17 protein-coding genes are annotated in these 18,062 nt (G+C 66.3%); 9 read left to right on the forward strand and 8 right to left on the reverse strand.

The features are described 5' to 3' along the window. Window positions 1–4 precede the first annotated feature (4 nt). Window positions 5–1,306 carry an aspartyl protease family protein gene (locus BLT60_RS02895; protein ID WP_175478267.1) on the forward strand — a complete coding sequence of 434 codons (1,302 nt, stop codon included), beginning with the start codon at window positions 5–7 and terminating at the stop codon, window positions 1,304–1,306. Window positions 1,307–1,325: 19 nt separating this feature from the next. Here BLT60_RS02895 and BLT60_RS02900 read toward each other — a convergent pair whose 3' ends face one another. Beyond that, complete coding sequence (locus tag BLT60_RS02900; RefSeq protein WP_090874683.1) at window positions 1,326–2,120, reverse strand: helix-turn-helix domain-containing protein; 795 nt, start codon at window positions 2,118–2,120, stop codon at window positions 1,326–1,328. A 114-nt stretch (window positions 2,121–2,234) separates the two neighbouring features. Between BLT60_RS02900 and BLT60_RS02905 the strand changes: the two genes are divergently transcribed. Together BLT60_RS02905 and BLT60_RS02910 are read left to right on the forward strand one after the other, a co-directional pair. Further along, window positions 2,235–2,603: a nuclear transport factor 2 family protein gene (locus BLT60_RS02905; RefSeq protein ID WP_090874684.1), complete on the forward strand. Its 369-nt coding sequence runs from the start codon at window positions 2,235–2,237 to the stop codon at window positions 2,601–2,603. Window positions 2,604–2,606: 3 nt separating this feature from the next. After that, complete coding sequence (locus tag BLT60_RS02910) at window positions 2,607–3,008, forward strand: hypothetical protein (RefSeq protein ID WP_090874685.1); 402 nt, start codon at window positions 2,607–2,609, stop codon at window positions 3,006–3,008. Between the two features lie 61 nt (window positions 3,009–3,069). Here BLT60_RS02910 and pyc read toward each other — a convergent pair whose 3' ends face one another. Beyond that, on the reverse strand, window positions 3,070–6,507 hold the full coding sequence (gene pyc / locus BLT60_RS02915; RefSeq protein WP_090874943.1) for a pyruvate carboxylase: 3,438 nt from the start codon (window positions 6,505–6,507) through the stop codon (window positions 3,070–3,072). 191 nt (window positions 6,508–6,698) lie between these two features. Here pyc and BLT60_RS02920 point away from each other — a divergent pair, with 191 nt between their 5' ends. The 5 genes from BLT60_RS02920 to BLT60_RS02940 all read left to right on the forward strand — a co-directional run bounded on the left by BLT60_RS02920 (window position 6,699) and on the right by BLT60_RS02940 (window position 12,158). Then, window positions 6,699–6,884 (forward strand): tautomerase family protein, encoded by a 186-nt coding sequence (locus tag BLT60_RS02920; protein ID WP_090874686.1) that lies wholly within the window; start codon window positions 6,699–6,701, stop codon window positions 6,882–6,884. Window positions 6,885–6,899: 15 nt separating this feature from the next. Next, window positions 6,900–7,793 carry a ribokinase gene (locus tag BLT60_RS02925; protein ID WP_090874687.1) on the forward strand — a complete coding sequence of 298 codons (894 nt, stop codon included), beginning with the start codon at window positions 6,900–6,902 and terminating at the stop codon, window positions 7,791–7,793. 128 nt (window positions 7,794–7,921) lie between these two features. Further along, on the forward strand, window positions 7,922–9,463 hold the full coding sequence (locus BLT60_RS02930) for a UxaA family hydrolase (RefSeq protein WP_425284962.1): 1,542 nt from the start codon (window positions 7,922–7,924) through the stop codon (window positions 9,461–9,463). Between the two features lie 163 nt (window positions 9,464–9,626). Beyond that, on the forward strand, window positions 9,627–10,904 hold the full coding sequence (locus BLT60_RS02935; protein ID WP_090874688.1) for an MFS transporter: 1,278 nt from the start codon (window positions 9,627–9,629) through the stop codon (window positions 10,902–10,904). Window positions 10,905–10,982: 78 nt separating this feature from the next. After that, the gene (locus tag BLT60_RS02940) at window positions 10,983–12,158 is read left to right on the forward strand and encodes an acyltransferase family protein (RefSeq protein ID WP_175478268.1); all 1,176 of its coding nucleotides are present in this window, start codon (window positions 10,983–10,985) and stop codon (window positions 12,156–12,158) included. A 79-nt stretch (window positions 12,159–12,237) separates the two neighbouring features. Here the strand turns inward: BLT60_RS02940 and BLT60_RS02945 are convergent, their stop codons facing one another. The 3 genes from BLT60_RS02945 to BLT60_RS02955 form a co-directional block, all read right to left on the reverse strand. Further along, window positions 12,238–12,525 (reverse strand): DUF1344 domain-containing protein, encoded by a 288-nt coding sequence (locus BLT60_RS02945; protein WP_090874690.1) that lies wholly within the window; start codon window positions 12,523–12,525, stop codon window positions 12,238–12,240. 341 nt (window positions 12,526–12,866) lie between these two features. Continuing rightward, window positions 12,867–13,130 (reverse strand): DUF1344 domain-containing protein, encoded by a 264-nt coding sequence (locus BLT60_RS02950; RefSeq protein WP_139167743.1) that lies wholly within the window; start codon window positions 13,128–13,130, stop codon window positions 12,867–12,869. A 126-nt stretch (window positions 13,131–13,256) separates the two neighbouring features. Further along, window positions 13,257–13,709, reverse strand: a complete 453-nt coding sequence (locus BLT60_RS02955) for a hypothetical protein (RefSeq protein WP_090874692.1) — start codon at window positions 13,707–13,709, stop codon at window positions 13,257–13,259. Between the two features lie 245 nt (window positions 13,710–13,954). Here BLT60_RS02955 and BLT60_RS02960 point away from each other — a divergent pair, with 245 nt between their 5' ends. Further along, entirely contained in the window at window positions 13,955–15,130 is a 1,176-nt protein-coding gene (locus BLT60_RS02960) for a fumarylacetoacetate hydrolase family protein (protein ID WP_090874693.1), read from the forward strand. Window positions 15,131–15,132: 2 nt separating this feature from the next. Here the strand turns inward: BLT60_RS02960 and BLT60_RS02965 are convergent, their stop codons facing one another. The 3 genes from BLT60_RS02965 to BLT60_RS02975 form a co-directional block, all read right to left on the reverse strand. Beyond that, complete coding sequence (locus BLT60_RS02965; RefSeq protein ID WP_090874694.1) at window positions 15,133–15,678, reverse strand: NAD-dependent epimerase/dehydratase family protein; 546 nt, start codon at window positions 15,676–15,678, stop codon at window positions 15,133–15,135. 9 nt (window positions 15,679–15,687) lie between these two features. After that, window positions 15,688–16,839, reverse strand: coding sequence for a benzoate/H(+) symporter BenE family transporter (locus BLT60_RS02970; RefSeq protein WP_244521113.1), 1,152 nt, complete (start codon window positions 16,837–16,839; stop codon window positions 15,688–15,690). A 132-nt stretch (window positions 16,840–16,971) separates the two neighbouring features. Next, window positions 16,972–18,030, reverse strand: a complete 1,059-nt coding sequence (locus tag BLT60_RS02975; RefSeq protein WP_090874695.1) for a polysaccharide deacetylase family protein — start codon at window positions 18,028–18,030, stop codon at window positions 16,972–16,974. Window positions 18,031–18,062 lie beyond the last annotated feature (32 nt).

Consider the following 18,062-nt stretch of genomic DNA (forward strand, 5'->3'; position numbering starts at 1 on the left):
GATCATGACGATCGCCAGACTCTGCCTCGCGCTCGGCCTCCTGTTCCTGTCCGGCGGGCTTGCCGCACAGGCGGTGGCCGACGAGAAGCCGGCCGCCACCGCGGCGCAACTATTCGAGAGCGGCAAGTTCGCCGAAGCCGGGGCGATCTACGAAACGATCGTCGCCGGGAAGCCCGACGACTTTGACGCGACGCTGCAACTCGGCCGGATCGCCCTGCTCGCCAACCGGCTCGACGAGGCCGAGACGTGGCTGACAAAGGCGATCGCTCTGAAGCCGGATGACGACGCGAAAGTCATGCTGGCCGAGGCCTATTACCGGCAGGACGATTTCGATCAGGCCGCGGCGGCGCTCCACGGCGTCGATGTCGCCAGCAACAAGCTGGTTGCGTCGCAATACCCGACGCTGAATGTCGCCAAGCTCGAGAGCTTCCACGGCCAGACGCCGTATAAACTGGAGGGCGACGGCCAGAGCACGGTGGTGAAATTCCTGCGGACCGACCCGCTGCCGCTGGTCAGCGTCCGCGTCAATGGCGGCGACGAAGTCACCTTCTTCATCGACACCGGCGGTTCGGAGGTGGTCCTCGACAGCGACTTCGCCAGGGAACTCGGCATCCCCGACTTCGGCGCGATCCAGGGGACGTTTTCCGGCGGGCAGCAGGCCGCGGTCCACCAGGGGCGGATCGACTCGCTGACCCTCGGTGACTGGACGGTGAAGAACCTGCCGGTCGCGACCCTGGCGCTCCGCCAGCTCTCCGAAGGACTCGACGCCAAGCGGATCGACGGCATCGTCGGCACGACGCTCTTCTACCACTTCCTTGCCACCCTCGACTTCCAGAAGGGCGAACTGGTGCTGCGCCGCAAGGACGCGAAGAGCCTCGCCGACTTCAAGGCATCGGCGGCGAACGCCACCGCCATCCCCTTCTGGATCGCCAGCGACCATTTCATGGTCGGCTGGGGCCAGGTCGAATCCCTGCCGCCGACGCTGCTTTTCGTCGACACGGGCCTTGCCGGCGCCGGCGCCAAACTGGCGGAATCGGTGATCCGGGACGCCGGCATCAAGCTGGAGGAAGACAAGGCCGAGACCGGCGCCGGCGGCGGCGGCGACCTCAAGATCGTGCCCTATGTCGTCGATCGCCTTTCGTTCGGCGACGTTGTCGAGGAGGACGTCGCCGGCCTCTATGACGGGCCCTTCCCGTGGGAAACCATGTTCGGCTTTCACCTCGCCGGGATGGTCGGCCACGACTTCTTCCGGCCCTACGCGGTGACCTTCGACTTCGACGAAATGACGATTTACATGCAGGAGTAGCCGGGCGGACGGTCGACGGTCAGCCCGACTGGAGGCGCCGCAGCGCCTCGGCAGTCTTGGAATCAGCCGGGAAGAAGGATTCGATCGCGATCTCGGAGAGGGTGACGTCGATCGGCGTCCCGAAGATGGTGGTCGTCGTCAGGAAGGAGAGCGTGCCGGCCTCCGTCTCGATCATCAGCGGGACGGCGATTTCGTCAGCCATGGTCACGACGGTCGGCTGCCGCGCGCGCGGCGACGGATAGGCGGCGAGTTCCTCGAGCAGTTCCGCGAGCCCGCTGTCGGCGGTCGCCGCGACCTGGCGGTGCAACCGCTCGAGGACATGCGCCCGCCAGTCGGCAAGATTGACGATGCGCGGCGCGAGCCCATCCGGATGAAGGCTGATCCTCAGGACGTTGGCCGGGGCCTCCAGCAGGGACGGCGCGACCCCGGCCAGCAGCGGCGCTATGGCGGCATTGGCCTGGAGCAGGGTCCAGTGACGATCGACCGCCAGCGCCGGATAGGGCTCCTGTGCCGTCAGCAGGCGGTCGATGGCCCGCCGCGCCCCGGCAAAGGCCTCGTCGGAGAGCGAGCGCTCCGAAAAGACAGGCGCGAAGCCGGCAGACACCAGCAGACGGTTGCGCTCGCGGATCGGGACCTGCAGTCGCTCGGCCAGGCGCAGGACCAGGTCGCGGGACGGGCGGGACCGGCCGGTTTCGAGAAAGCTCAGGTGCCGCGCCGACACCTCGGTGTCGAGCGCCAGGTCGAGCTGGCTCATCCGGCGGCGCTGCCGCCACGCGCGAATCTCGGTCCCGATCTCAAGCCGTGCGTTGTCCATGCCCCACCTTAGGCGGCGACGAACGGCGCTGCCATTACCTGCGAGGTAATCGACCGCCGTCACCAAACGGAGAATCCTGCCACGGTCAATTGGTCAAACCGTGGAGATGAATCGATGACCGACCTCACTGCCCTCGCCGATCGCTACATCGCAATGTGGAACGAGAAGGACTCGGCCAGCCGAACCGCCCTGATCGCCGAAATCTGGAGCGAGGACGGATCCTACGTCGACCCGATGCTGAAGGGCGACGGCCGTGACGGGATCGACGAGATGGTCGGCCGCGTCCATGCCAAATACCCCGACCACGCGTTCCAGCGGACAAGCGCCCTCGATGCGCATAATGACCGCCTCCGGTTCAACTGGTCGCTCGCCGTTCCCAATGAGCCGCCAATGGTCAGCGGTATCGACTTCGGCGTCGTCGCCGACGGCAGGTTGCAGTCGATCACCGGCTTCTTCGAGCCGGCGGCGCAGGCGGAGGCCTGAGCGATGACGACGCTACGTGCCTCTCCCCTGCTGCGCGGGGCGCTCATCGCCGATGCACTGGCAAGCGGCGCCATGGCGCTGCTGCTGATCGCCGGCGCCGGCCTCCTTGCCGAACTGCTGGGCATGGCGCCGGGCTTCCTGCGCGGTGTCGGGCTTTTCCTCGTCCCCTATGCGGCGTTCGTCGGCTATCTCGCCAGCCGGACGGTCCTGCCGGCGACGCTCACCTGGATCGTCATCATTGGCAATGGGCTGTGGGTCGTCGCCAGCATCGCGGTGCTTGCCGGCGGCATCCTGTCGCCGACAGCGCTCGGCGTCGCCTTCGTCCTCGCCCAGGCGGCGGCGGTCGGGGTCTTCGCCGAACTCCAGTACATGGGCAGCCGGCGGGCCACCTTGCGCACCGCCTGAAACGACAAGGGGCCACGACGATGCCGCGGCCCCTTGCTCGCAGGATCATGTGAGGCGCGGATCAGTCCTCGTAGACGATCAGCAGGTCCTTGGCGTCGATCTGGCTGCCGGCGTGGATGAGGATTTCGCCGACCGTGCCGTCGCGCTCTGCGTGGAGGGCGGTTTCCATCTTCATTGCCTCGATCGACAGCAGCACGTCGCCGGCCTTGACGGTCTGGCCGGTGCTGACCGCCAGCGTCGAGACGACGCCGGGCATCGGCGCGGCGACATGGAGGGCGTTGCCCTCCTCGGCCTTGCGCCGGATCACCACGTCGCTCGCCATGCGGTTCGGCACCTTGGCGACACGCGGCTGGCCGTTCATCTCGAAGAAGACGCGGACGAAGCCGTCCTCGTCGGTTTCGCCGATCGCCTGGTTGCGGATCACCAGCGTCTTGCCGCGCTCGATCTCGACGAGTATTTCCTCGCCGACGGGCAGGCCGTAGAAATAGACCGGCGTCGGCAGCACCGAGACCGGACCATAGGTGTCGGCGGCGGCGGCGAATTCGGTGAAGACCTTGGGATACATGATGTAGGAGGCGAGTTCGGTATCCTCGACCGGACGGCCGATCTTCTCCTCGACCGCCTCGCGCTCGGCATCGAGGTCGGCCGGCGGGATCAGCGAGCCGGGACGGACGACGATCGGCTCGGCGCCCTTCAGCACCTTCTTCTGGATCGCCGCGGGCCAGCCGCCCGGCGGCTGACCAAGGTCGCCATGCATCATCTGGACGACCGATTCCGGGAAGGCGATATCCTTGGCCGGGTTGGCGACATCCTCGACGGTGAGATCGCCGGCGACCATCATCAGCGCCAGGTCGCCGACCACCTTGGACGACGGCGTCACCTTGACGATGTCGCCGAACAGCATGTTGACCTCGGCATAGGTGCGTGCCACCTCGTGCCAGCGCTCCTCGAGGCCGAGCGAGCGGGCCTGCTCCTTGAGATTGGTGAACTGGCCACCCGGCATCTCGTGGAGATAGACCTCGGAGGCGCCGAAGCGCAGATCGGATTCGAAGGCGCGATACTGGGCGCGCACCGCCTCGAAATAGAAGGATATCTGGCGGATCGCCGTGACGTCGAGGCCGGTCGCCCGATCGGTATCGTCGAGCGCCTCGACCAGCGAGCCGAGGCAGGGCTGCGAGGTCAGGCCGGACATCGAATCGATCGCCGCGTCGAAGGCGTCGACCCCGGCCGCGACCGCCGCGACCACCGAGGCGGCGGCGACGCCCGACGTGTCGTGCGTGTGGAAATGGATCGGCAGGTCGGTCGCATCGCGCAGCGCCTGGACCAGCTTGGTCGCCGCCGCCGGCTTGAGCAGGCCGGCCATGTCCTTGATGCCGATGATATGGGCGCCGGCCGCCTCGAGCTGCTTGGCAAGATCGACATAGTAGTTGAGGCTGTACTTGGCCCGGTCGGGATCGAGGATGTCGCCGGTGTAGCAGAGCGCCCCCTCGCAGAGCTTGCCGGCCTCGCAGACCGCGTCCATCGAGACCCGCATATTCTCCACCCAGTTGAGGCAGTCGAAGACGCGGAAGAGATCGACGCCGGCGGAGGCGGCTTCCTTGACGAAGAAGCGGACCGCATTGTCGGGATAGTTGGTGTAGCCGACACCGTTGGCGCCGCGCAGGAGCATCTGCAGGAGGATGTTGGGCGCCCGCTCGCGGATCAGCGACAGCCGCTCCCACGGGTCCTCGGTCTGGAAGCGCATGGCGACATCGAAGGTCGCGCCGCCCCAGCATTCGAGCGACAGCAGGCCCGGCAGGGCGCTGGCATAGGCCTCGGCGGCGGCGGCAAGGTCGAAGGTCCGCATCCGGGTGGCGAGCAGCGACTGGTGGGCGTCGCGCATCGTCGTGTCGGTGACCAGGGCGCGCTTTTCGGCCCGCATCCACTTGGCGAAGGCTTCCGGACCGTCGCGGTCGAGGCGCTGCCGGGTGCCGTCGGCCGGAGCCTGATCGAAGCGCGGCGCCGGCACGATGAGTCCCTCCTCCGGCGGCCGGATGCGGTCGCGGGTGTCGGGATGGCCGTTGACCGAGACGTCGGCGATATAGGTGAGGAGCTTCGTCGCCCGGTCGCGGCGCTTGACCGCCTCGAACAGTTCCGGCGTCTCGTCGATGAAGCGGGTGGTGTAGCTGGAATCGCGGAAGGCGGGGTGGCTGATGACGTTTTCGAGGAAGGCGAGGTTGGTCGCCACGCCACGGATGCGGAATTCGCGCAGCGCCCGGTCCATGCGCGAAATCGCCTCCTCCGGCGTCGGCGCCCAGGCGGTGACCTTTTCCAGCAACGGGTCGTAGAAGCGGGTGATGACCGCGCCGGAATAGGCGGTGCCGCCATCGAGGCGGATGCCGAAGCCGGTGGCCCCGCGATAGGCGGTGATGCGGCCGTAATCGGGGATGAAATTCTGCTCCGGATCCTCGGTGGTGATCCGGCACTGAAGGGCATTGCCGTTGAGGCGGATGTCCTTCTGGGCCGGCACGCCGGACCCCGGCTCGCCGATTGTCTTGCCCTCGGCGATATGGATCTGCGCCTTGACAATGTCGATGCCGGTCACCTCTTCGGTGACGGTATGCTCGACCTGGATGCGCGGATTGACCTCGATAAAATAGAAGGCGCCGGTATCGGAATCCATCAGGAATTCGACGGTGCCGGCGCCGTAGTAATCCGCGCCTTCGGCGAGCGTCACCGCATAGCCGGCTAGCTCGGCGCGCTGGGCATCGTCGAGATAGGGGGCGGGCGCGCGCTCGACGACCTTCTGGTGACGGCGCTGGACGGTGCAGTCGCGCTCGAAGAGATGGACGATGTTGCCGTGCTGGTCGGCAAGGATCTGCACCTCGACATGGCGGGCCCGCTCGACCAGCTTTTCGAGATAGACCTCGTCGCGGCCGAAGGCGGCCTTGGCCTCGCGCCGGGCGGCGTCGATATCGTGGAGCAGCGTCGCCTCGTCGGGAATGACGCGCATGCCGCGGCCGCCGCCGCCCCAGGAAGCCTTGAGCATCAGCGGATAGCCGACTTCCTTGGCCTGCCTGGCGATCTCGGTGGCATCCTCCGGCAACGGGTCCGTCGCCGGCATCACCGGGACGCCGACCTTGACCGCAAGCTCGCGGGCCGAGACCTTGTCGCCGAGCCGGCGCATGGTGTCGGGGGACGGGCCGATGAAGGTCAGCCCGGCATCGGCGCAGGCGGCGGCGAAATCCGGATTCTCCGACAGAAGGCCGTAGCCGGGATGGATCGCATCGGCCTTTGACTCGCGGGCGACGCGGATGATTTCGGGGATCGACAGATACGCCTCGATCGGGCCGAGGCCCCGGCCGATCTGGTAGGCCTCGTCGGCCTTGAAGCGGTGGAGGGCGAGTTTGTCCTCCTCGGCGAAGACGGCGACGGTCTTCATGCCGAGCTCATTGGCGGCGCGGAAGACGCGGATGGCGATTTCCGACCGGTTGGCCACAAGGATTTTTTTGATCTGCACGGTTTGCCCCGAATGAAGGTTCGTCGAAACCGGCTGGAATTCAGCCGATCGGCCCAATTGTGCGCCTGCGAAGGCCGCCTGTGCAAGTGCGAAGCGAGCCGCGCGGACCTTGCCCGCGCCGAAGGACAATTGTCCAGTGCCACCGCAATCGTGCAATGTGCACGAGCGCCAGAAAACAGGGGGAGTCGCCCATGCCGGAAATCATCGTCTACTGCGCCGAAGGCCGCACGCCGGAGCAGAAGAAGGGCCTGATGCAGGACCTGACCGAGGCCATGGTCAAGAATTTCAACGTGAAGTCCGAGGTTGTCACGGTGCAGATTGTCGAAGCGCCGAAGATCAACAAGGCCAAGGGCGGCGTGCCCTTCAGCGAACGGTAAGGTGCGGCAGGTCCCATGATCACCGTCTTTGGTTCGATCAACGTCGATATCGTCTCGCGCGTCGCCAAATCGCCGCAGCCCGGCGAGACGGTGATGGGCTCCGACTACCAATTGATCGCCGGCGGCAAGGGCGCCAACCAGGCGCTCGCCGCCCGTCGCGCGGGGGCGAAGGTGCGGTTGGTCGGGGCGATCGGCGACGACGACATTGCAGGGCGCGCCCTGACCGAACTCGACCCGGCTGGCGTCGATCTCTCCGACGTCGCCCACCTGGCCGGCACCACCGGCGTCGCGATCATCACCGTCAACGACGCCGGAGAGAACACCATCGTCGTCTCGCCGGGCGCCAATGCGCGGGTTTCCGCGACGCAGGTGCCGCCGGACAGCTTTTCCGCCGAGGATACGCTGCTCCTGCAGATGGAGGTGCCGCATGACGAAAACCGCGCGGTCGCCAGGCGCGCGGCGGCGGCAGGAGCCCGGGTCGTCCTGTCGCTCGCTCCCTTCTCGCCGATCGACGTGGAACAACTGGACCCCGCCTCGATCGTCATCGTCAACGAGCACGAGGCAGCCGATTTCGCCAGGCATCTCGGCCTTTCCGCTCGCGGCGAAACGGCGGTGGTGACGGCGCTTGCCCGCCGCCTCAACCGCACGGTCATCGCAACGCTTGGGCCGGAAGGCGCGGTCGCCAGCGGCCCGGACGGACTGATCCGCGTGCCGGCGCTCGCCGTGACGCCGGTCGACACCACCGGGGCCGGCGACACCTTTGCCGGCGTGCTGGCCGCCTATCTCGACGAAGGCGCCACGCTCGAGGCGGCGATGGCCAAGGCGGCGATCGCCGGCTCGCTTGCCTGCACGAAGCACGGGGCACAGCCGAGCTTCCCGACGCGGGCGGAGATCGAGGCAGCGATCTGAACTCAGCCTTTGCGTAACCTTCGTCATTATACTAAAATGTCAGCTGCGCCCGTTGCCAGGGCGACCCCTGCCTTTCCGGAGAAGAAGAAAAAATGGCCCCGCCAACCGACGATTCGACTGTTGTGCCGATGAACCAGATGTCCGAACGCGCCAAGAACCCGCGCGTCCTGAGGCTCCATGCCGACGACAACCTGGTGGTCTCGATCGACCCGATCCTGCCCGGCGCGACTGCCGAAGGGGTGACGGCGGTCGCGCGCGTACCCAAGGGGCACAAGATGGCGATCGTCGATATCGCCGAAGGCGCGCCGGTGCTGAAATTCGGCCAGATCATCGGCTTCGCCACGGCGCCGATCCGCGTCGGCGAGCACATCCATTCGCATAACTGCGGCGTCCACGACTTCGAGCGCGACTACAAGTTCGCCGAGGCGGCGGTCGAGGAGAAGATCCTGCCCGTCGAGCAGCGGCGGACTTTCGAGGGATTCAAGCGGGCCAGCGGCCGGGTCGGCACCCGCAACTATATCGGCATCCTGACCAGCGTGAACTGCTCGGCCTCCGTCGCCCGCTTCATGGCCGAGGCGGTGACCCGCTCCGGCGTGCTCGACGACTATCCCGAGATCGACGGCGTCGTGCCCTTCGTCCATGGCACCGGCTGCGGCATGGCCGGCCAGGGCTCGGAGGGTTTCGCCACCCTGCAGCGGACCGAATGGGGCTACGCCAAGCACCCGAATATCGGCGGCGCGCTGATGGTCGGGCTCGGCTGCGAGGTGATGCAGATCCCCGGCCTGATGGAGGATCACCGCATCGAGGAAAGCGACCTCTTCCGCACCATGACCATCCAGGCGACCGGCGGCACCCGCAAGACGATCGAACGCGGCGTCGAGATGATCCGCGAGATGCTGCCCAAGGTCGCCGCGGTGAAGCGCGAGACGGTGCCGGTTTCGGAGCTGATGGTTGCGCTGCAATGCGGCGGCTCGGATGGCTATTCCGGCATCACCGCCAACCCGGCGCTGGGACTGGCGACCGACCTCCTGGTCGCACAGGGCGGCACCGGCGTGCTGGCCGAGACGCCGGAGATCTACGGCGCCGAGCACCTGCTCACCCGCCGCGCCGGCACCCGCGAGATCGGCGAGAAGCTGGTCGAGCGGATCAAGTGGTGGGAGGACTATACGGCGCGCAACGGCGGCGAGATGGACAACAACCCCTCGCCCGGCAACAAGGCCGGCGGCCTGACCACCATTCTCGAGAAGTCGCTCGGCGCCGCGGCCAAGGGCGGCACGACGACGCTGCGCGGCGTCTATCTCTATGGCGAGCCCGTGACTGAACGCGGTTTCGTCTTCATGGATTCGCCCGGCTACGACCCGGCCTCGGTGACCGGCCAGGTCGCCTCGGGCTGCAACCTCGTGGTCTTCACCACCGGCCGCGGCTCGGCTTTCGGCTTCAAGCCGTCGCCGTCGATCAAGCTGGCGACCAACAGCGACACCTATAATCGCCAGGAAGAGGACATGGACATCAACTGCGGCGATATCCTCGACGGCGTGTCGATCGAGGAGAAGGGCCGGCAGATATTCGAGGAGATCATCGCGGTCGCCTCCGGCAAGAAGACCAAGTCCGAGGAATTCGGGTACGGCGACAACGAGTTCGTGCCGTGGCAGATCGGCGCCGTGATGTAGGCGCCGCGCAGCCTTTTGAGACCTGCGAAGACGGCCGCCACCACTGGCGGCCGTTTTTGGTTTCAGCGACCGGGATAGGCGCGCCGGGCTTTCTGTGGTTAGGTTGCAACCTCAAGAAAGGCCGGCCGCAATTGCGCGACCCCCGCCCCAGCGATTCCGCCTGATGACAACTTCAGAAAACACCGAACTGGCCGCCCCGGTCCAGATCACCGCCGTCGCGACCCTGGCGGCGATCAGCTTCGCCCATTTCCTCAACGACATGATCCAGTCGTTGCTGGCGGCGATCTATCCGCTGCTCAAGGACTCCTTTCACCTCGACTTCGCGCAGATCGGCCTGATCACCCTCGCCTTCCAGGTCACCGCCTCGTTGCTGCAGCCGGTGATCGGCCTCTATACCGATCGTTGGCCGAAGCCCTATTCGCTGACCTGCGGCATGGGCATCACGCTGGTCGGGTTGCTGCTCCTGTCGATGGCACCGACCTATGCGGTCATCCTCCTCGGCGCGGTGCTGGTCGGGCTCGGCTCGGCGATCTTCCACCCGGAATCGTCGCGTGTCGCCCGGCTGGCGTCCGGCGGCCGCTACGGCGTCGCCCAGTCGGTCTTCCAGGTCGGCGGCAATGTCGGCAGCGCCGTCGGCCCGCTGCTGGCGGCGCTGATCGTCGTGCCCTTCGGCCAGTCGAGCCTCGCCTGGTTCTCGGTCGCAGCGCTGCTGGGCATGATCCTCCTGTTCAATGTCGGCACATGGTATCGCCACCGCATCCCGGAGATCACCGCCGCCAGGAGCGATGCCCCGCTGGCGACGTCGGTGGCGGCGATCGCATTGCCCAACCGCCGCATCGTTTTCGCCCTGGTCATCCTGACGACGCTGATCTTCTCGAAATTCGTCTACCTGAGCAGCCTGACCAGCTACTACACGTTTTACCTCATCGACCGTTTCGACGTATCCGTGCAGCAGTCGCAGGTGCTGCTTTTCGTCTTCCTCTTCGCGGTCGCGGCGGGAACGGTGGCTGGCGGATTCGTCGGCGACCGCTACGGCCGCAAGATCGTCATCTGGTTCTCGATCTTCGGCACCCTGCCCTTCACCCTCGCCCTGCCTTATGCGGATTTTTACTGGACGGTGGCGCTGTCGATGATCATCGGCGTCATCCTCGCCTCCGCCTTCTCGGCGATCGTCGTCATGGGCCACACACTGGTGCCGACGCGGATCGGCTTGATTTCAGGACTATTCTTCGGCCTCGCCTTCGGTATCGGCGGCCTCGGCGCGGCGGCGCTCGGCATCCTTGCCGATCACACGAGCATCGCGTTCGTGTTCAAGGTCTGCTCGTTCCTGCCGGCCGTCGGCCTGCTCACCGTGTTTCTTCCGAATGTCGACGGCAGGCGGAAGGACTCGACGCAAGTCTTGACCGGCACTGGACCAGGGAGACGCAGACCGCAACCGTGATGCGCTACAGGGACACAAGTTTGCCCCATAGATTGCACTGCTCTACAGTCCCCCTCCCGAGAGACGTGGGGGACAATAGTGAAATCGTCGGGCGGGCAGCGACTATTAGCGCTCGATCATCTCAGGGCGCTAGCTGCAATTCTGGTCTTTTACTGGCACGGCATGCATTCCATGGGCGTGCGATACGACTATGTCGCCGGTGACTGGTTCACCAGCCTCATTGAGGAAGGCTGGGTCGGTGTCTCGCTGTTCATGGCGATCACCGGCTTCATGTTCACGGTCCTGACCCACGGCCGCGAGATACATTATGGTCAGTTCCTGCTGAATCGCTTCCTTCGGATCTTCCCCCTGCTGTTCCTGGTGACGCTCTACTCGGCGACTTACAACAAGTCGGCCAGTCATTCGATGATGCTGCTGTTCAACCTACTCGGCGGCGGCGTGGTTTTCGGCACATGGACGCTCGTTGTCGAAGCGCAATTCTATCTCGCCTATCCCTTTATTCGGGACAAGCTCGTGAGGATGCGCGACGGCAACGTCGTCTGGTGGGCGACCATATTTTCCTGTGCCGCACTTGTCCTTCTCATGACAATTCTGCGCGCTGCCTATTGGTACAAGACCGGCGAGGCCCAAACGATGTCCTACTGGACCATCTTCGGCCGCACCGACGACTTCGTCAGCGGGATCATCGCCGGGCTGATCTACCTCCGATTCAGAAATCGGCCCCGCATCTGGTGGTCGCCGATCGCCCTCGCCGTGTCCGTTCTCGCGCTGCTCTGGCTGAACTCGATCTTCGCCCAGACAGGCGGCTTCTATAACCGGCCCGAGTACCCAAGTCCGTCGCCTCTCTGGATCATTTATCCCACGATCAGCGCCATTGCATGGTCCTCGCTGATCCTTACCTACTGTCTCTTTGGCCGTCACTTCGAGGGCACCCTGGCCCGGGCGATCGGGTATCTCGGCGCGATCAGCTACTCGACATACATGCTGCACTTCGTGGTCTTGATATTTGCCAAGCAGGCGGCTGAGTCGCTTGGCTTCCTCAGGTTGTTGCCCGGACGCGCGTTGGAAAATGCCCTGCTGGTCCTGACTATCTGGCACTTGCCGATCACCCTGATTCTCGCTGCCATCTCCTACGAGCTGATCGAGAAGGCGTTCCTCAACAAGCGCCGGCCCTATCTTGGCCCACGGCAAGGTTCCACCCCGGCCATGCCGCAGGGGGCCGGATTGTCGCCGTCAGGGGCACCGGCTCCGTGAGCGGCCGGATGGCCGCGCCGCAGCAAAAAAACGGCGGTGGCCGATAAGCCACCGCCGCGTTTCAGCGAAGCATGGACAATTACTCGTCGCCGCGATTCTCTTCCATCACGTTGCCGTCGGTGACGACGTCGAAGGTGTTGATCATGTTGGTGTCGGAGTCATAGTCGACCATGATCTGCTCGCCGACATTGAGTTCGGCGGCGTCGAAGCCGGTCGGCAGCTGCAGCGTGGCGCCATTGTCGATGGTCACGGTGCCCGCGGCCTGGTCGACACTGGTGATGACGGCGCGTGTCTCGAAGGCCATCGCACCAAAAGAAGAAGCGGCCATCAGGGCGGCGGCACCGGTCGCGATCATGAACTTACGCATGTGAAAACCTCATGTTTCGTTGTGGCCGCCCGGGGCATTCTTCGGTGGGCGGCCAGTCCTGCCCCTTGCTGCCAACAACCAAGGCGGCCGGGGTCCGTTCCCGGAACTTCCGCAAATATCGGCCTAGAATTTCTGGAACCATTTGCCCCGGATCGACATCGCGACGCGCAGGCGCCAAGCTGTTGATCCGAAAGAGCGCGCGGTCGCTTTTCGGCCGCAATTCAAGGCCGGATGCACGACGACCACGACCGCCCCCGAGAGAGGCAGCGCGGCGAGGAAAACAGGGTGGAAAGGCGGCGGCGAAATTGCGCCGCCGCCAGACTGTCGGTCGGGAGACCGACTTACATCGCGGAGTCTTCGACCGAGGTGGCGGTCATGACGCCGCCTTCGCCTTCCTCGTACTCGATCGTCACGTCCTGGCCGATCTGGAGAGAGGCCGCATCGACCGTCGCCGGCAAGGTGAAGGTCTCGCCCGTGGCGAGCGTCACCGTCCCGGCGGTGGTATCGATACTTTCGATGGTTCCGGTCGCTTCCTCGGCAAATGCACCGACAGACGACACGGCGAGGAGAGCGGCGGCGCTGGCCGCGACCATCAACTTGCGCATCTTGGACACCTCTAGCTTGCTGGCCGTTCGCGGTCTTGCCACGACAACGGCGAAACACCCCCAAGCCGCCGACTCAACGTCGGCATCCGGGCTTCGTTCCCGGCCTGAGGGTCGGTCAGAATTTTTTTACTGGCTGGGCAGACTGCCGGAAACGACGTAAGCCGACGCCCAGTTTCCGGCGAGATCGACCAGCGCCTCGAAGACCAGGGCGTCGCCACCAACCGAGAGTCTGTCAGACGAGTCGCCATAGACCGGCGCCTGCAGGATCACCCGCATCTCGCTAAAGCGACCGCAGGATTTTTCGGCTTTCAGGTCGTTATAGGTAGCGAGCGCCGCCCTGGCGCTGGTCTGGCGGGCCTCGGCCAGTTGCTGGGCGAAGGCGCGGGAAATGCAGAGCACCCAGTTCCGCACGACCATTTCCGTGTCGAGCTTGTAGTCGGCCGTCAACGACACCGCGGCCGTCGCCACCGCCGTATCCGGTTCGAAGTCGACCGGCGCAGCGGCCTGTGCCGGCAGTACAAACCCGAGAGACGCGCCGAGCAAGGCGGCAACCGCCGCACACTTGAAAGGATGGTTCATCTCAGCCCCCGCTGGAAAGCGACCACCACCGGCGGTCTCGTTTTCGAACAGTCACCCCGAATCAAAGCCTAAGGAGACGATCCGGAGGGAGCAACGCGCCGGGGCAATCAAGTCGGACCTGTGACCCTGAGGCAACGGTGACTTTCTTTCGCCACGACCACGGAACCATTCCGCGACTTGACGCGGCGGGCCCGAGGGCGACACATGCCGGGCAACGACAAACACCAGACACCGGGGAACGCCTGATGCCGCTCGATACCAGCTCCGAATTCGCCCTTCCCGAAGACTCCGATCGCGCCACGCTGGTCGGCCGCGTCTGGCGCCCCGACCGGGAAGGCCCTTCGGTCGTCGTCCTGCGCGGAACCGAGATCGTCGACATCAGCGCCATCGCGGCGACGATGCGCGATCTCTGCGAGATGCCGGAACCGGCGGCGCTCGCCCGCGACGCGGCCGGGGAGCCGATCGGGCTGTTCGAGGAAATTCTCGCCAACACACCGCCCGGCAGTCGCGACCCCGCCAAACCGTGGCTGCTGGCGCCGATCGACCTGCAGGCGATCAAGGCGGCCGGCGTCACCTTCGCCGTTTCCATGCTTGAGCGGGTGATCGAGGAGCAGGCGCGGGGCGCGCCCGAGAAGGCGGCGGCGATCCGCACCGAGATGCAATCGGCGATCGGCGAGGACCTCGCCAGGCTGAAGCCCGGCTCCGAGGCGGCGATGGCGCTCAAGCAGCACCTCGTCGACAAGGGCATGTGGTCGCAATATCTCGAGGTCGGCATCGGGCCCGACGCCGAGGTCTTCACCAAGGCGCCGTCGATGGCGGCCGTCGGTCACCTCGCCGATATCGGCATCCGCGCCGATTCGACCTGGAACAATCCCGAGCCGGAGGTGGCGCTGGTCGGCGCCTCGTCCGGGAAAATCGTCGGCGCGACGCTCGGCAATGACGTCAACCTGCGCGACTTCGAGGGTCGTTCGGCCCTGCTCCTCGGCAAGGCCAAGGACAACAATGCCAGCGCCTCGCTCGGTCCCTTCATCAGGCTCTTCGACGCAAGCTTCAGCCTCGACGACATTCGCAACGCCGAGATCCGGCTGACCGTCGACGGCCCCGAGGGCTACCGTCTAGATGGCGCCAGCGCGATGAACATGATCAGTCGCGACCCGGCCGACCTGATGAGCGCCACGATCGGAAAGGACCATCAGTATCCCGACGGGCTGGTGCTTTATCTCGGCACCATGTTCGCGCCGATCGAGGATCGCGACGTGGCGGGCGAAGGCTTCACCCACAAGGTCGGCGACATCGTCACCATCGCCTCGCCGACGCTTGGCCGGCTGTCCAACACGGTGGTCTATTCGAGCGACGCCGAGCCGTGGACCTTCGGTCTCGGCACGCTCATGCGCAACCTCGCCAAGCGCGGGTTGATCTAGATCTAGGTCGAAAGGCCGAGTGCCGCGCGAACAGCGGTGATCAGACGGGCGTCGTCCCAGTAGCTGGCGCGCAGCCACTCCGGGGCGGCGGCGACTTCGTCGACATGGCCCGGCACCCAGCCGATGCGGAGGGCAACGCCGTCGCGGCCGGGCGCCGCCCCGTACATCGCCGCCAGCGCCTCGAAAACCGCTTTCGACGCGCCATAGGCATTCTGCGGCCGGCCATCCTTCGGCGCCGCCCAGGCGGACGAAGCCAGCACGATGCGCGGCACGCCGGCCTCGGCGCAGGCAGCGACGAGGCGCGCCGTGTTGGTCACCGCCTGCCAGTGCACGGCATCCGGCGCATCCGGATCGGCGCTGGTGGCGAGATGGACCACCGCCTCGGCGGCGGCCAGCGCCTCGCGAATATCCGCGCTGGAATAATCGAGGGTGGCGAGATCGGCGACGATATCGGCGCCCGGCCGGACGTCGAGTCCGACCGCGCCGGGCAACACGGCCATCAGACGACGGCCGATATTGCCCTCGGAACCCGTGACAAGGAAGGTCAAGGCCCCTCCCTATCCGGTCTTCGGCTGAAACTTCAGGATCGCCATCAGCGCGCCACCGGCAATCAGCCCCCAGAAGGCGGCGCTGACGCCGAAGAAGGAGAGGCCGGAAGCCGTGGTGATGAAGGTGATGACAGCGGGCAGGCGATCGTCCTCCTGCGCCACCGCCGCCGACAGCGAACTGCCGAAACTGCCCAGCAGCGCGAGACCCGCCACCGCCTGAATCAGAAGCGGCGGGGTCTGGGCGACAAAGGCGGCCGCATAGGCGGCGCCGAGGCCGAGGACGATATAGGCGCAGCCGGCAACGATCGTCGCCACCCAGCGCCGCGACGGATCGGGATGGGCTTCCGGCCCGGCCGACAGGGCGGCGGTGATCGCCGCCAGCGCATAGGAATGACCGCCGACGATGGCGGTGGCGATACCGGCCAGGCCGGTCGCCGTGAAGATCGGCCCGACCGGCGGGCGATAGCCGTTGGCGCGCAGGACGGCGAGGCCCGGGATCGCCTGCGAGGCCATCGAGACGATGAACAGCGGCAGCGCCAGGCCGATCATCGCGTCGAGGGAGAAGACCGGCATCACCGGCACCAGCGCCGGCAGCCCGACCGCCACCGCCGACGGCAGCGGCGTCGATATGCCGACCATCACCGCCGTCACCACCACCGCGATCGGCACCGCATAGAAGCGGGCGAAACGCAGTGCGATCGCCCAGGCGATGACGATCGGCAGGGCGAGCGCCGGCAATTCGCCGACGGCGCGGACCGGTGCGAGACAAATGTCGAGCAGGATGCCGGCCAGCATGGCATTGGCGAGCGTCATCGGGATCGCCGCCACCGCCCGGCCGAAGGGACGCCAGACCCCGGCGATCAGCGTCAACAGGCCAGCGCCGAGAAACGCCCCGACGGCCACCGGGAACCCGCCGTCGGGAACGCCGGTGGCGATGAGCAGCACCGAGGCCGGCGTCGACCAGGCGATCATGATCGGCATCCGCAGCCGGGCGCTGAAGGCGATGCTCAACAGGCCGGTGGCAACCGACAGGATGAAGAGGCCCGACGCCGCCTCGGCCTGTGACGCGCCGGCGGCATTGAGCCCGGCCAGCACGATGGCGAAGGCGGTGGCGAAGGCGACGACGGCGGTGAGAAGGCCGGCCGAAACGAGCTGGATCACCGGGATGCGACTCCCGGTCGATGATGGGCAAAGGGCTGGATCATGATGGCTTTGGATTCCGATCGGCGGCGGCAATCTAGCCAATCACGCCTGTCGGATCAAAGCCGCCTTTCTGACCGCCACCGCTTTACCTCAGGCCGCGTCGACCCGCTTGAAGCGATTGAGCAGCGCCGTCGGCGCGCCGGACAGCAGCACGTCGAGATGGCGAAAGCGCTGGAAGCTGCCATTGACGGAAATGCGTGGCAGCGCGGTGAGATGGCCGCTGTGTTCCGGGAACAGGACGCCCGGGCGGGTCGTCGTCGCGGTCAGGAAGCCAAGGTCGGCGGCAAGGGCGAAATCGCGCGGACCGGCCGAGCTCGGATCGCCGACCGGATAGGCGAAGTGCTTCGGCCGCGCGCCGAGTCGTTCCTCGATCCTGGCGGCACCGGCCTCCATCTCCCGGCGGGCGACATCGGCGCTGGCCTTGGCCACCTGGATATGGGTGTCGGTATGGGCGCCGATGGTGATCAGCGGATCAGCGGCGAAGGCGGCGATCTCATCCCAGTCCATGCAGATCTCGCGGCAGATGCCGGCCGCGTCGACGCCGGCCGCCACCGCCAGTTCGCGGCAGATCCGCCGCATGTCCTGCTCGTCGGGCAAACTGCGCAGCGACCAGTAGATCGTCGTGAAGGCTTCGTCCTTCGCCGAGTCGGTCGCGGTGTCGAAGCGCCGCATCTCGCCGTCGAGCATGACCTCGATGCTGTCGCTGGCGGCGATCGCCCGCTCCAGCTCGATCCACCACAATTCGCCGGTGCCCTCGGCAAAGCTGGAGGGGAGATAAAGTGTCGCCGGCGCACCGTGGCGCTGGAGGATCGGCAGCGCGAAATCCCGGTTGTCCCGGTAGCCGTCGTCAAAGGTCAGCGCGATAAAGCGGCGTCCGAAATCCTGCTCGACGAGGCGGCGATGCATCTCGTTGAGGGTGACGAGATCGAAGCCGGCACCGCTGAGCCGGCCGATCACCTCGTCGAGAAACTCCGGCGTGATTTCCAGCGAGCTGTTCGGCTGGAACCCGTCAGGCAGCGCCGGCCGCACCCGGTGGAAGGTCAGGATCGTACCGACGCCCGCGAGGAACGGGCGCGCGAGGCGGTATCCGCCCGTGAAATAGAGTGTTTCCAGTCCGGCATGGATGACCGACTTGCCGATACGTGACACTGATTCCTCCTTCTCGAATGGCCGGGCGCCGC

Source organism: Bauldia litoralis (genome assembly GCF_900104485.1).
GTDB classification, from domain to species: Bacteria; Pseudomonadota; Alphaproteobacteria; order Rhizobiales; family Kaistiaceae; genus Bauldia; species Bauldia litoralis.

Coding starts and splice junctions, on each gene's coding strand:
- BLT60_RS02895 (WP_175478267.1), top strand. CDS start 5: ATGACGATCGCCAGACTCTGCCTCGCGCTCGGCCTCCTGTTCCTGTCC.
- BLT60_RS02900 (WP_090874683.1), bottom strand. CDS start 2,120: ATGGACAACGCACGGCTTGAGATCGGGACCGAGATTCGCGCGTGGCGG.
- BLT60_RS02905 (WP_090874684.1), top strand. CDS start 2,235: ATGACCGACCTCACTGCCCTCGCCGATCGCTACATCGCAATGTGGAAC.
- BLT60_RS02910 (WP_090874685.1), top strand. CDS start 2,607: ATGACGACGCTACGTGCCTCTCCCCTGCTGCGCGGGGCGCTCATCGCC.
- BLT60_RS02920 (WP_090874686.1), top strand. CDS start 6,699: ATGCCGGAAATCATCGTCTACTGCGCCGAAGGCCGCACGCCGGAGCAG.
- BLT60_RS02925 (WP_090874687.1), top strand. CDS start 6,900: ATGATCACCGTCTTTGGTTCGATCAACGTCGATATCGTCTCGCGCGTC.
- BLT60_RS02930 (WP_425284962.1), top strand. CDS start 7,922: ATGAACCAGATGTCCGAACGCGCCAAGAACCCGCGCGTCCTGAGGCTC.
- BLT60_RS02935 (WP_090874688.1), top strand. CDS start 9,627: ATGACAACTTCAGAAAACACCGAACTGGCCGCCCCGGTCCAGATCACC.
- BLT60_RS02945 (WP_090874690.1), bottom strand. CDS start 12,525: ATGCGTAAGTTCATGATCGCGACCGGTGCCGCCGCCCTGATGGCCGCT.
- BLT60_RS02950 (WP_139167743.1), bottom strand. CDS start 13,130: ATGCGCAAGTTGATGGTCGCGGCCAGCGCCGCCGCTCTCCTCGCCGTG.
- BLT60_RS02955 (WP_090874692.1), bottom strand. CDS start 13,709: ATGAACCATCCTTTCAAGTGTGCGGCGGTTGCCGCCTTGCTCGGCGCG.
- BLT60_RS02960 (WP_090874693.1), top strand. CDS start 13,955: ATGCCGCTCGATACCAGCTCCGAATTCGCCCTTCCCGAAGACTCCGAT.